The organism is Streptomyces sp. NBC_00582 (genome assembly GCF_036345155.1).
Taxonomy (GTDB): domain Bacteria; phylum Actinomycetota; class Actinomycetes; order Streptomycetales; family Streptomycetaceae; genus Streptomyces.
The window spans coordinates 3370114-3382447 of sequence record NZ_CP107772.1 but is presented as its reverse complement, the minus strand read 5'-3'; the positions used below and the strand labels follow the sequence as shown (position 1 = coordinate 3382447).

14 protein-coding genes are annotated in these 12334 nt (G+C 70.1%); 4 read left to right on the top strand and 10 right to left on the bottom strand.

All coding sequences use genetic code 11. The features are described 5' to 3' along the window. The first annotated feature begins 79 nt into the window (after positions 1-79). From OG852_RS14710 to OG852_RS14700, 3 genes are all read left to right on the top strand, one after another. On the top strand, positions 80-460 hold the full coding sequence (locus tag OG852_RS14710) for a helix-turn-helix domain-containing protein (protein WP_015657463.1): 381 nt from the start codon (positions 80-82) through the stop codon (positions 458-460). Positions 461-640: 180 nt separating this feature from the next. After that, the gene (locus OG852_RS14705; RefSeq protein ID WP_133914183.1) at positions 641-1111 is read left to right on the top strand and encodes a Dps family protein; all 471 of its coding nucleotides are present in this window, start codon (positions 641-643) and stop codon (positions 1109-1111) included. Positions 1112-1522: 411 nt separating this feature from the next. Next, positions 1523-1762 (top strand): helix-turn-helix domain-containing protein, encoded by a 240-nt coding sequence (locus tag OG852_RS14700; protein ID WP_330348186.1) that lies wholly within the window; start codon positions 1523-1525, stop codon positions 1760-1762. A 5-nt stretch (positions 1763-1767) separates the two neighbouring features. On the opposite strand, the gene OG852_RS14695 is transcribed toward OG852_RS14700, so the two are convergent. Next, complete coding sequence (locus OG852_RS14695; protein WP_330348185.1) at positions 1768-2358, bottom strand: hypothetical protein; 591 nt, start codon at positions 2356-2358, stop codon at positions 1768-1770. A gap of 182 nt (positions 2359-2540) precedes the next feature. Between OG852_RS14695 and OG852_RS14690 the strand changes: the two genes are divergently transcribed. Beyond that, positions 2541-3272 carry a GntR family transcriptional regulator gene (locus OG852_RS14690; protein ID WP_330348184.1) on the top strand — a complete coding sequence of 244 codons (732 nt, stop codon included), beginning with the start codon at positions 2541-2543 and terminating at the stop codon, positions 3270-3272. 66 nt (positions 3273-3338) lie between these two features. On the opposite strand, the gene OG852_RS14685 is transcribed toward OG852_RS14690, so the two are convergent. From OG852_RS14685 to OG852_RS14645, 9 genes are all read right to left on the bottom strand, one after another. After that, entirely contained in the window at positions 3339-3593 is a 255-nt protein-coding gene (locus OG852_RS14685; RefSeq protein WP_330348183.1) for a hypothetical protein, read from the bottom strand. Next, positions 3590-3862, bottom strand: coding sequence for a hypothetical protein (locus OG852_RS14680; protein WP_330348182.1), 273 nt, complete (start codon positions 3860-3862; stop codon positions 3590-3592). Before OG852_RS14680 ends, OG852_RS14685 begins: the two co-directional genes overlap by 4 nt. Positions 3863-3865: 3 nt before the next feature. After that, positions 3866-4771 carry a peptidoglycan-binding protein gene (locus tag OG852_RS14675; RefSeq protein WP_330348181.1) on the bottom strand — a complete coding sequence of 302 codons (906 nt, stop codon included), beginning with the start codon at positions 4769-4771 and terminating at the stop codon, positions 3866-3868. A gap of 5 nt (positions 4772-4776) precedes the next feature. Next, positions 4777-5016 (bottom strand): hypothetical protein, encoded by a 240-nt coding sequence (locus tag OG852_RS14670; protein WP_330348180.1) that lies wholly within the window; start codon positions 5014-5016, stop codon positions 4777-4779. Between the two features lie 65 nt (positions 5017-5081). Beyond that, positions 5082-5591, bottom strand: coding sequence for a hypothetical protein (locus OG852_RS14665; protein WP_330348179.1), 510 nt, complete (start codon positions 5589-5591; stop codon positions 5082-5084). 10 nt (positions 5592-5601) lie between these two features. Further along, positions 5602-6099: a hypothetical protein gene (locus OG852_RS14660; RefSeq protein WP_330348178.1), complete on the bottom strand. Its 498-nt coding sequence runs from the start codon at positions 6097-6099 to the stop codon at positions 5602-5604. After that, positions 6096-6608: a hypothetical protein gene (locus OG852_RS14655; RefSeq protein ID WP_330348177.1), complete on the bottom strand. Its 513-nt coding sequence runs from the start codon at positions 6606-6608 to the stop codon at positions 6096-6098. The genes OG852_RS14660 and OG852_RS14655 overlap by 4 nt, the downstream gene beginning before the upstream one ends. A gap of 13 nt (positions 6609-6621) precedes the next feature. Continuing rightward, positions 6622-9078, bottom strand: a complete 2457-nt coding sequence (locus OG852_RS14650; RefSeq protein ID WP_330348176.1) for a LamG-like jellyroll fold domain-containing protein — start codon at positions 9076-9078, stop codon at positions 6622-6624. A 15-nt stretch (positions 9079-9093) separates the two neighbouring features. Further along, a complete protein-coding gene (locus OG852_RS14645) occupies positions 9094-12225 on the bottom strand; it encodes a hypothetical protein (protein WP_330348175.1) in 3132 nt (1043 codons plus the stop codon). Positions 12226-12334: the final 109 nt, after the last annotated feature.

Genomic DNA, 12334 nt, shown 5'->3' with positions numbered 1-12334 from the left:
CTCCCCGCACGGCCGCAGCGCAAGGCGGTACGGTGGGGCGTGAAGGATGCGGCTACGCGGTCCGAGGAGGGAGCCACCGATGATTCTGCTCCGTCGCCTGCTGGGTGACGTGCTGCGTCGGCAGCGCCAGCGCCAGGGCCGTACTCTGCGCGAAGTCTCCTCGTCCGCCCGAGTCTCACTCGGCTATCTCTCCGAGGTGGAGCGGGGGCAGAAGGAGGCTTCCTCCGAGCTGCTCTCCGCCATCTGCGACGCGTTGGACGTACGGATGTCCGAGCTCATGCGGGAAGTGAGCGACGAGCTCGCCCTCGCCGAGCTGGCCCAGTCTGCTGCGGCCACCCCCAGCGAGCCCGTGCCCACGTCGGTGCGTCCGATGCTGGGTTCCGTGTCGGTGACCGGTGTGCCGCCGGAGCGGGTGACCATCAAGGCACCCGCCGAGGCGGTGGACGTGGTCGCCGCATAGGTTCATCTGCGTGGGCGCCCGAGCGTCGACGTACAGGTGTGAGGCCCCGGCCGGGGCTTCCCCGGGAAGATCCGGGGGAGCGCGGTCGGGGTTTTTCGCATCTCTCGCGTCGGTTTGCCCATCCGGGGTACTGAGGTCATCGTGAAGAGGCACGACGGCCGCCACACACCGGAGGTAGGGATGTACGTCGTGAAGAGTCCGCTGTCCGACGCCGATCTGAAGACCGTCGGCGATGCGCTGCAAGGCGCGCTCGTCGATCTGATCGATCTGTCGCTGCTCGCCAAACAGGTCCACTGGAACGTCGTGGGGTCCCGGTTCCGGTCCATCCACCTCCAGCTCGACGAGGTCGTGGCCGTCGCCCGCGCCCACTCCGACACCGTCGCGGAGCGTGCTTCGGCGCTCGGCGTCTCGCCGGACGGCCGGGCGGCGACGGTCGCGGCCGGCAGCGGACTCGGCTCGGTGCCGGACGGATGGATCAAGGACTCCGACGCGGTCGGCGCGCTGGTGGCGGGGCTGGGCGCCGCCATCACCCGGATGAGGGAGCGCGTCGCGGCGACCGAGCACCCGGATCCCGTGAGCCAGGACATCTTCATCGGGATCACCGCGGACCTCGAGAAGCACCACTGGATGTTCCAGGCGGAGAACGTCTGATCAGGTCAGGGACTCAAAGCGCCTCTGACCTGCATGTTCGCCACGTTCAATGCGTTGCAATACGTTGCATCACGTCGCGTTGTTCTACGGAAGGGGACCGGAATTTCGCCGCTCGGCGGAAGGTTCACGGAACGCGCGGAACGCACGAAGCCCCCGGCCAGTCCTCGGCCGGGGGCTTCGTGGCTGCCCCTCCACCAGAAGCCGGGGCGCGGCCCTGGCGGAGGGTGTCCGGGGGACGGCTGGTCTGCCGCCGTCACCTCACCAAGTAGATGATCCGTACATGCGTTCGATTCGCACCATACCTGCCGCGGTGCGATTCATGCCACCTGCACGGACACTCCTTGCGGGTGTCCACGAAAAGCTGAATTTATTCCGCTGACTCATGCTCATGCAGGTCAGACGGTTTGTCGAGTGCTGCGTGATCTGCCTGACGGCGACGAATGGATCCGTGTCCAGAGCCAGGTGATCGGGGCCCGGGTCCTGGCGCGCAGGCTCGAGCTGCGTGCCACCCAGGAAGCCGTCTACCTCGCTGCCGGCGTCGACCGGCGAACGCTTCAGGCCCTTGAGGCCGGTGAGACCAACCCGACCTTCAGCACCCTCGCGCGGGTCGCGTACGTCCTCGGGCTGCCGCTCGCGGAACTGGTCGCATGATCTGGTCACCGGTCGGCCCCGGCCTGCGCCCCGAGGGCGTGTACGCCGGCGGCGATCAGCCGGGCCACCCTGAGCGGCGTGCAGAGCGTCGCCATCGACGGCATGGGCACCGACCAGTACGAGACGTACGCCTCGTCGTGGCGGGTGATGTCCAGCCGCGGCACGCAGAGGTGGTAGCCCTTGCCGAGACACTCGACTTCGTGTGCGCGCCAGTCGTCCAGGGCGTCGGGCCATGTGCGCGGGACCGAGGCCGGGACCAGGGCGTAGTAACGGTGGCCGCCCGGGTCGCAGATGACCGGGCCGCCCTCGAAGATCTCGCCGAGCATCCGATCGACCTCGCCGGAGAGGAACCGGCCCCCGGTGGCGGCGACGACCAGGGACGCGGGCAGGCGCACGGCGGACATGAGCGTGCCCATGGGCAGCGCCGTGATCCCGTTTCTCTCCCACTCCCGGCGGGCCGCCTGCCGCTTCCTGTCGGTGAGGGTGGACAGGAGCCAGTGCTCTGTGGCCAGCCGGCGGTCGGCGCCCGAGTGCACGAGGACTCCTGGCTCTGTCTGTACGGGGCGCCGGGCGCCTTCTGTGTCCTCGCTGCTCACGGTTGCCTCCGGTCGTGGTCCTGGGCAGAGCGCACCTCTGGGCTGGCCAGAAGTGTGACCTAGTTCAGACCATACGCTGAACTAGGTCACAGATGCCAGTCCTTCCCTGCCCTTCACCACTCCGGATGACGAGTGTCCTAGTACACTCGTCGGTGACCTAGGACACTCACTGCGGAGGAGCCATGACGGACCCGGCCCAGCCCACCTACATGCGCGTCGCCGAGCGCATCCGGCGCCGCATCCTCGATGGCGACCTGGCCGAGGGCGCCAAGCTGCCGCCCGTCCGGGAGCTCGCCAAGGCCGAGGGCGTCGCCGTCGCCACCCTCGGGCGCAGCCTCGATCAGCTCCAGGTCGAGGGCTACATCACGACGTCCCGCCGGGGCACCTTCGTCTCGAACGCGCCGGCGGTCACAGCGAGCGGGCACGACCGAGTCGTCCGCGTCCAGCGCACCGGGTCCGTGCTCAGCGAAGGCGAGACGATGATCGTCACCAGCGCCGAGCTCATCGTCCCGCCGCTCTACGTGGCGGAGATCTTCGGCCTCGACGAGGGCGACCAGGTCGTGCGCAGGCAGTGGCACACCGGCCGCGGCAGCCAGCGCCTCATGCTCGCCGTCACCTGGTACCCGGCACAGTTCGCCGCCGTCGTGCCCGAGCTGCTGTCGACCTCGCGCACCAGCTCGCCCGGGCTGCTCGCGAAGGTCCAGGAGGAGACCGGCCGGAAGGTCGTGGCGGGCCGCGACGACATGCATGCCCGGGATGCCGACTCGCGGGAAGCCGGCTTCCTCGGCCTGCGGGTCGGCTCGCCCATCCTCGCCGGGGCGCACCGGCTGTGGGACGACCAGGGCGTCATCGAGTACGGCGAATGGTGCCTGCCCTACCGGCTCGTCATCGGCTACGAGTACTCCATCGGGTAGCCGCCGCACGCACGAGAGCGCCCCCCTGTACGGCCCGTGTGGGCCGTACAGGGGGGCGCGTGTGGTTCAGCGGGTGAGTAGGGCGAGCAGGCCGGTAGCGGCGCCGACGACGCCGGTCAGCATGCCTACGGAGGCGGCCGGCCAGCGGTTGCGTTCGATCGCGTCCAGGCGCTGCTCGTGGTCGGCGAGCTGCCGGTCAGTCTGGTCACCACGCTGGACGAGCAGCGCCAGCTGCCCGTCCTGGCGCGCGAACCCTGCCTCGACCGTGCCGCGCAGCCGCTCCAGTTCCACGGCCACGGCGGTCGACTCCGGGGGCGTCACCCGCCACCGCCCTCGGCTGAGCGCTTCAGCGCGGCGCGAAGGTCACCGTCCCTGCTGGTGTCGTCCGTACGCAGCCAGCCGGGGAGCAGGGCCTGGACGCCGGGCAGAGCCATGACCCGGGTGACGCCGGCGGAGACAGCGAGCGCGCCGGCGACCCACGGCAGGGCGGCCGGGATGCCGGACGCGTCGACCACCGCGGGCAGGACGGCCGCGATACCGAGCGAGGTCTGCACGACGGTGCGCAGGGTCCGCTTGCTGGTGTCCTTCATCCCTCAGACCTCCTTGACGTACGGGACCTTCAGCGCTGCCCAGGACTTGGCGCCGGGCCAGCCGTCGGCGGCCGTCCCGGTGTAGCCGAGCTCGCGCTGCCACCTGGCGTAGGACTTACGGTCGGCCTCGGTCCACTGAGGGCCCGGGCCGCTGGCGTACGCCGAGCAGCCCACGGCGACCAGCCGCTTGCCCATCGCGGTGACGATCGCCGAGCGCGGGTTCTTGTGGAACCAGGCGGCGCCGGGGAACGGCTGGAACTTCGGCGTCGACGGCGGCGTGTTGTCGGCCGGCTTCGCGCCGAGCTTCTCGGCGACCGCGGCGCGGAAGCTGGCCATGGTGAAGCCGCGCGGGTCCGACTTCCAGTCCGACCACTCCAGGTGCCCGATCACGCTCCGGGCCGTCCAGCCGTGCGCCCGGCACAGCGCGGCCGCCGAGCGGACCATGGCCTCCAGCTGGACGTCCGGCCAGGGGTCCTTGCCGTCGCCGAGGTTGACGCACTCGAAGCCGTAGAAGCGGGCGTTGCCGTCGACCGCGCCCGCGCTGCCCTCGTGCTTGTCGGTGGCCGGGGGCTTGTCGCCGTAGTCCTCGGCGATCACGGCGTCGAGGACGTCGCCGTCGCCGCCTCCGGCGTGGTTAGCGCGCCCGTTCCCGACCAGGTGGACGGTGCCGTCCTTGGCGATGACGCCGTGGCACAGCGGCCCGGGCAGCTCGGCGTAGCCGTTGAAGCAGATGTCGACGGAGGCCTGCGTGCCGGAGGTGACGGTGTGGTGGATGATCACGCCGTTGACCGGGCCCCAGGGGCCCTTGTGGTTGCGGTTGTGGGTGCGCCATCCGTCGTGCTCGACGACGGTGACGCCTTCGGCCTTGAGGGCGGCCACCAGGGCGTCGGCGGAGAGTGGTTGGGCCATGGTGGTTACCGTCCTTCCGGGGCGGGGGCGACGGCCGCCAGGAGGACGGCGCAGTCCTTGGCCTCGCGCAGCTTGCGCAGGGCGGCGGTCAGTTCGGGGTCGTCGGGCAGCAGGGTGAGGAGTTCCACCGCGACGTCGTGGAAGAGTCGGCTCACCTGCTGCAGCCGGGGGTCGGTGAGGTGCTTGTAGGAGAAGCCGCGGCAGGCCTGCACGGTGCTGACGTGGCGTCCGGAGGTGGCATCCATTCAGGCCTCCAAAGGCATGACGAACGCCCCGGCCTGCGGCGCGGGGCGGCGGGTGGTGCGGGCGTTCAGGCCGCGGGCTTGTACCGGCGGACGGTGAGCTGTCCGTACTCGGGGTCGACGGTGAGGTACTGGCCGTCGGCCGCTGTCGAGTGGGCGTCGGCTCGCAGGGCGATCACCATCCGGTGGGACTTGCCGGTGTCCGGGTCTACGGGCCAGTCGGCGGGGACGGTGTAGAGGGTGTCGACGAGGAGCGGCATGTGGTGGCGGGTGACGTCCACGTTGTCCCCGCAGAACGAGGAGATCCGTGTCCAAAGCCCGTTCGCGCCGAGGCCGTTGTCGACGTCGTACATCCACAGGTGATAGCCGACTCCGATGGTGTAGCCAGGCGAGGTGTTGTTGCTGACGCGCGCCCGGCCGTTGATGTCCAGGACGTCGCCGGCGTCGACGGGCACGACCGCGCGGAGCATGGTCGCGTAGCCGAGTCCGGCCGCTGTGCGGACCAGCATGCGGGTGGCGGGGACTTCGTCGGTGGCGTGCAGCCCGGCCAGTGTCGGGCTGGGCACGGTGGTGATCACCTTGGGCTCCTTACGCTGCGGCTTCGTAGGCGACGGTGAGGCGGAGGATGTGGGTGGAGGCCAAGGTGGCGGGCGTGGTGGGCGTCATGTTCCCGGCGCTGGCCGGGGTCGCTGACAGGGGGAAGGTGGCGTTCATGGCGGAGGCGCCGCTGCCCAGGGAGCACTGGCCGATGTAGGTGGATCCGGCGGTCAGGCGTGCGGTGCCCAGCATGTCGATGCCCGAGGCCGCGGCCGCCGTGGGGACGCCGAAGCTGTAGGTCCCGCTGCCGTAGGTGGTGGTGCTGCCGCAGGTGAGGGTCATGGCGCTCAGCACGGTGCGGCCGATCTTCATGTACCGGCCGGTGATCGTCCCGTTGTTCAGGACGGGGTTCGTCGTGGAGGCGGTCCAGGTCGGTGTGTAGTTCGTCCAGGCGGCGAAGATCGAGTTGAACTGGTCGCGGATCTCCTGGTTGAGGAGGGCTGCGGTGACGACCTCGCCCACCACCCAGGTCCTCGGCGCGAACGTCACTGCGAGGCCTCCTCGATCACGGGTACGACCGACGGCCGTCGGCCTGCGGCGAGGAGGCCGGCGGCGGCCGCGGTCTCGGTGACCATCTCGTCGAGGACGGGATCGGACGAGACGGCCGGCCGGTCCCAGCTCGGATCGTCGTCGTGCCACCAGTTCCGCTCGTGCGGCAGCTCGGCGGCGACGGAGGCCTCCGCCGCGGCGGGGTCGTCGGGGAACACGATCCGGATCCAGCCGAGGCCGCACTCGGTGCACGCCATGCGCGGGTCGGCGGGGGTGACGACCTGCGCGGATCCGCACGGGCAGTCGGCCACCCACCTGTTGTGGTTGATCCGGGCGTAGGTCTGCTGGCCGATGATGTATCCCGCGGGCGGGACGATGCGGCGCTGCTGGCGGTGCTCCGCCCAGCGGAACACCCGCTCGGCGGGGGCGACGTCGTCCCACGCGGTGGCGGGCTGGCGGGGCGGCGGCAGGTAGAACGTCTCTGCACGCACGACCAGGAGGACGGGCACGGCCCCTCTCCCTTCAGTAGGCGAGGCGGGTCGTGGACCCGAGGACGGAGTAGGTCGTGTCGTCCAGCACCCACACGGAGTCCGTGACGGACGCGCTGGTGTGGAACTGGATGCGGTGGCTGCGGTACTTCAGGACCTCCTGGTAGCCCTCGACGGTGACGCGCAGCGTGGAGGCCGGCGCCTGCGACGGCAGGCTGTTCACGGAGAAGTAGTCGCTGATGTCCGCGCCGAGGATGGCCAGGTAGTTGGACATCGTGAACGCCTCGATCGGGACCTCGCGCAGCTCGGGGCCCGGGTCCTCGTAGCGGGACACCAGCCAGTTCGCCGCGTCGAGCACCGAGTTGTCGGTGGTCTTGAGGATGCTGAGCGACTTCGGGTAGGTGCCGTGGGCGAGGATGCTGGACGCCGAGGTCACGCGCTGCGTGGCGCCCCCGGGTCGCGTTGCCTCGACGTCGTTGACCTGCTTTTGGTCGTCGTCCGCCAGGGAGACGTCGCCCGTCTCCGTGTCGGCGTAGGCGATGGTGAACGCCTCGGAGGCCGAGTCGGGGTTGTAGCGGACGTCGCGGGACTGGTAGGTCAGGCCGAAGGTGTCGCGGCTCGCGAAGAGCTTGCCGCTCTCGGTGCTCTCCACCTCCCGCATCCGGGTGACGACCTGGGTACCGCCGGGCCCCTGCGAGGCGATCGGATCGTGGGTGGTGCCCTCGATGTTGACCTCGATGATGGACGCGTACCCGGCGAGCCGGCCGATCCGGTCGTCGGCGTCCTCGCCCGCGAACCCGGTGACGCCGGCGTTGTAGTGCAGGGCCATGGCGGAGCCGATCGCGCCGGAGGAGCCGAACACTGCGACGTGGCACAGGCTGCCGTCCCATAGGCGGGTGCCCCGGTAGCCGCCGACCTGGAGCAGGCTCTGGTCCTGGCCGACGGTGACGGCGGCGAGGCTGGCGTCGACGAGGACTCCGTCGATCCACACGCTGCCGCTGAGGTGCATGTCGTAGACGACGTGGTGCCACGCGCCGTCGTTGAGTCCGCTGGTGGAGGCGACGGTCTCGACGGCGAGCGTGGACCCGGTGGCTGTCCACTCCACTTGCATGGCGCCACTGCCGGACAGGGACAGCAGGTGCACGTATTGCAGGTCGGCGGAGTACAGGCTGACGATCGCGCGCCCGGTCGTCGTCGTCTTGAACCAGGCTTCGAACGCCACCCGGTTGGCGGTCAGCTGGGCCTGGGCGAAGGGGCCCATGTCGACGGCGAAGTACTTGCCGTTGGTGGAGCTGGACGGGGTGAACGTCGGGGTGCTGTCGCCGGTCTCGGCGGGCCCGGAGTCGGCGGCCATGGTGAGGGTGCCACCGCTGCCGGCCTGGGTGATGGCCATGGACGCCAGGCCGTTGCCGGACAGGTCGCCGACGGTCGTGGAGTCGGCCGGCTCGGTGAGCGGGTAGTAGGCAACCGGACCGAGCGGGATGATCTCCTCGGCCACCATGCTGCGCAGGACGGGCAGCTTGTTGAGCCGCTTGAACAGGTCGGTGCAGCTGATCGTGACGTGACTGGTCAGGCCCTTCCAGTCGACGGGGAACTCGTTGACCAGCCCGTAGAACCGCGGGCGGACGTCGGCGCCGACCAGGTCCCACTCGATGTAGCCGGACGTCCCGCCGGTCCGGGTGGTCGGGAAGTCGAGGGCCACCTGCTGCGAGGTGACCCAGGCCGGGGTGGCCAGCGTGCGCCGGGAGGTCCAGACGTAGCCGTCGCTGGACGTCTCCCAGTACACGGTCCCGCCGGACTCCCGCACCCGCAGCCACGCGTGATCGATGGCGTTGTAGGTGAGGTTGGTCGGGGTGCCGTCCGAGAAACCCACCTGTGACATGGCGGCCAGGACGCCGGTCGATGCGTCGTAGCGCCAGCCGATCCGGGTGCCCGACGTCGTCGACAGCACCCACATGCTGGCGGCGCAGTTGGAGCTGCCGTTGAGCGCGGGCACTGCGCAGAGTTTGGCGGTGACCTTGCTGCTGGTCAGCGTCCACTGACGGACCGACGTGAAGTTGGTGTCCACGCCCGGGGCCAGGGTGATGCGCAGCCGGCCCTCGCTCGTCTCGACACCGGCCCCGCCCGTGTTCGTGGTCCACACCGCGGTGTTGACCCGGCCGTCGTCGAAGTCGTCGCCCAGCTGTGCGAGCGGGTAGGGCGCCGAACCGGACAGCGTGGGCATGACCGCCATCGAGATCCGGATCGGCGCGTTGCGCTCGACATAGGGGTAGTACGGACTGCCGGTGTTCCCCGGGGTGAACCGGCCGTCCGTGTTGTCCAGGCGCAGCGTGGCGTTGCCGGGCTGGGTCTCCGACAGCTCGTCGGACGCGCCCCGGGTGATCGTCACCCCCGTCACCTGGTCGTCGGCGAAGGTGCTGATGTCCGTCCACGTGATGGTGTCCGGCTCCAGGACCTGGCCGCCCCAGCCCATCTCGACGAGTACCGGCACGGCGCCCCCTCTCGGTCAGAAGCCGTAGGCGGCGCCACCCCGGCCCCGCTTCAGCTTGTTCAGGACCCGCTCCAGCTCCCGGGCGGTGGCCACCGGGTCGATGGCCCCGGTGATGCTGACGTTGATCTGCACTGGCGCCTGCCGGGCCCCGGCGACGGCGGCTCGGCCGAGGGCGGGTGTGGTGGCGGCGCCGGTGATCCGGCCGGACAGGGCATCCATCGCCCGGTCGATGTGGGGCAGGCCGGCCAGAACACCGACGGCGACACCGCGGGCGGTGTTGATGCCGTCGGGGATCAGCTTCCGCGCGGGCGAGGCGATGCCGAGCGCCTTGCGCAGGGCCTTCTGCATGCCCTTGGCGATGTCGACCATCAGGTTCTCGATGGCCTTCTTCTGTGACTGGAGCCCGGTCAGGAACCCCTTGCTGGCGTTCTTGCCGGAGTCGTACATCGCGTCGGCGCCGAGCGTGCCGAGCCGCTCGCTGCCCTTGTTGATCTGTGTCTCAAGGGAGTTGATCGAGGCGAACGTGGACTTGTCCGCGCCGACCAGGGCGCTGGCGTAGGCGTAGCCGGCGTCCGGGCCCATGTTGAGGATCTGCCGCAGCAGGGACTTGTTGAGCCCCTTCTTGGCGAGCATCTGGATGTAGCGGGTGAAGGTCTTGATCTGCACCAGCTTCTGGGCGAGCCCGGCCTTGATGCCGCCTGCGGTGACCTCCTCCGGCGACATGCCCAGGTTGCCCAGGCCCGCGCTGTCCCGGGCGGAGGAGGTGACGTCGGCCGCGAACTTCTTGGCCTCGACGATCTTCGCGGCGATCGCGTCCCGCTTGGCGGCGGCCGCCAGGAGCTTCTTCGTCTGCCGGTCGACCATCGCCAGCAGTGAGGATTCCTTCTTCCCGGAGAACGCGGACTTGATGTCGTTCGCCAGGTCTTTCGCCGTGGCCTTGATCTTGTCGCGGGTGTTGGTCAGCCCGATGACCATGCCCTTGCCGACGTCCGCCATCAACGCCTTCATCTTCTTCGACGGGGACGCGATCTCCAGCTCAGCGCGCACGCCGGCGGTGACCGCGGCCGCCATGGACCGCGCCGCGGTGAACACCCCGTTCGTCGCCCCCATACCGGCGGCCAGGCCCGCGGCCGCCGCGCGGCCCGCACTGAGCGGACCGCTGAGCAGGCTCTTGGTGCGGCCCGCGTCGACGACCCGGGCGGCCTCGCCGAACAGGACGAGCTCCGGGCCCTGCTCACCGACCATGGCCATCTCGCCGGCCTTGGGCGTACCGCCCGCCGCGTACTTGCTGACCCCGCCCTCGCCCGAGGTCGGCCGGCCCGACGTGCTGTAGACGGCACGGGTCTCGCGGATCGTGAGGATGCGGGTGGTCGCCGTCTTCCCGTTGAGGCCGTTGAGCAGCGCCCGGGCTGCGGCGACCTTGGCCTGTAGGTCCGCGATCGTCGCCTTGAGCGAGGACTGCTTCGACGGGGGCACCGTCTTCAGCTTGGCCTTGGCCTCCTCGATCTGGGACTGCCAGTTGTTGATGTCCAGCTTGAGACGGCCAGCCTCTAGCTTCGGCTTGGCCGAGACCGCGAAGTCACCGGCCGCTTTCTCCGCGGCGCTCAGCCCGTCGAGGAACCCCTCTTTGAAGTCGTGGAACTTCTTGCCGGTCTCCTTGATCTGGTCGCCGATGCCGGGCACCCAGCTGAACATCGAGGTGAAGGAGTTGATGAGGACGTCCGCCAGGCCGAGGGCTGCGGTGGACATCAGCCGGAATCCCTTGACCACGACGGGGACCGCTTGAAGGGTGATCTCGGTCAGGGTGATGAATCCGTTGCCCGCGACGCGGGCGAACTCCATGATGCCGATCTTGTTCTCTCGGATCGCAGTGTTCAGCCGCTGGAGCGGGCCCCTTGCCTGGTCGACGCTCTGCCCGACCGGCGTGAACGCGCCCATCAGTGCGCTGCCGACATCGGCGAAGGTCGGGGCGACGATGCGGCCGAAGTCGAGGATGTCCTTGAACCCGTAGGTCAGGTCCTTGAGGACGGGCCGCAGCAGGATGACCGCGCCACGGATCACATCGAACGCGCCGCTGACGTACTTCCCGCCGAGCTGGAACGCGGCGCCGAAGGCGGGGCCGAAGGTCCGGCCCAGCTCGCCGCTGAGCCGGCCGATCGCGGGCAGGATGTCGTTGATCGCGGAGAACAGCCCGTCGAGCATCTTCGCCGCCCCGGGGATCCCCGTCTCCAGGCCCTTGAAGAAGCCGGGCAGGCCCTTGGACAGGAGCCCGCTGATGCCGTCGGAGAACGCCTTCAGCGTCGGCCCGGAGGCGGCGCCGAACTCGAACAGCGACTTGGTGAACGGGACCAGCGCCGCGGTGATGTCGCGGATGAACCCGGTGCCCATCAGCAGGGTGTTGCCGAAGTCGTCCTGGAACCCGGAGTCCTTCATCAGCTTGCCGAAGGAGTCCGCCGTGTCGCCGAACACCTGGCCCATGGCGACCATCCCGGCAGACACGTCACTGATCAGCGGCTTTGCCGCCTTCAGCGCACGTGTGAAGCCCGGCAGCATCGCCTTCTGGATTTCCTTGCCGACCCCGCTGAACTCCTTCTTCAGCGACACCAGCTCGCGGGTGAACTCGCGGGCCGGGGCGGGCAGCTTCTTCAGCGCCTCGCCGAACTCCTTCTTGTCGCCGGCCACCGCCATCGCTTCGGAGACCCCGGAGAACCCGAGCTTCAGCGTGCCCAGGGCCAGGCCCGCGCCGGCGGCCATCGGCACCACCGCCCCGAGCGCGGGCAGCAGCGACAGCCCGGCGATCGCAGCGACGCCCATCATGGCCCCGCCCAGACCACCCCCGCCCGCGCCGCCCCCGCCGAGCGAGGCGGCCGCGCCTCCGCCCGCGTTCGAGACGTCGCCCAGGCGGCGCGTCAGGTCGGGCAGGCCGCCGGCCATCATCCGCTGCGCGTCTGCGACCGACACGAACCGTCCGCGCAGGTCGCGCAGCCGGCCGTTGGCGTCCGTCGTGAAGCGCCGGACCGCGGCCGAGTTGTTGTTCATGTCGTCGTTGAGACGACGGTGCAGCTGGGCGGAGGAGTCGCCGGCGTGGCGCAGGACGGGCGAGAGGTGGTCGTCTCCGTCGAGGACGAACCGCAGGTGCTGGGCCATCACTCACCTCCCGGTCTCAGCGATGCTTCGTGGCGGTCGATCCAGGCGGTGAGGAAGTCGAACCGCTCCTCGGTGAGCGCGTCGACGTCGTCGGGGCTGTAGTGCAGGT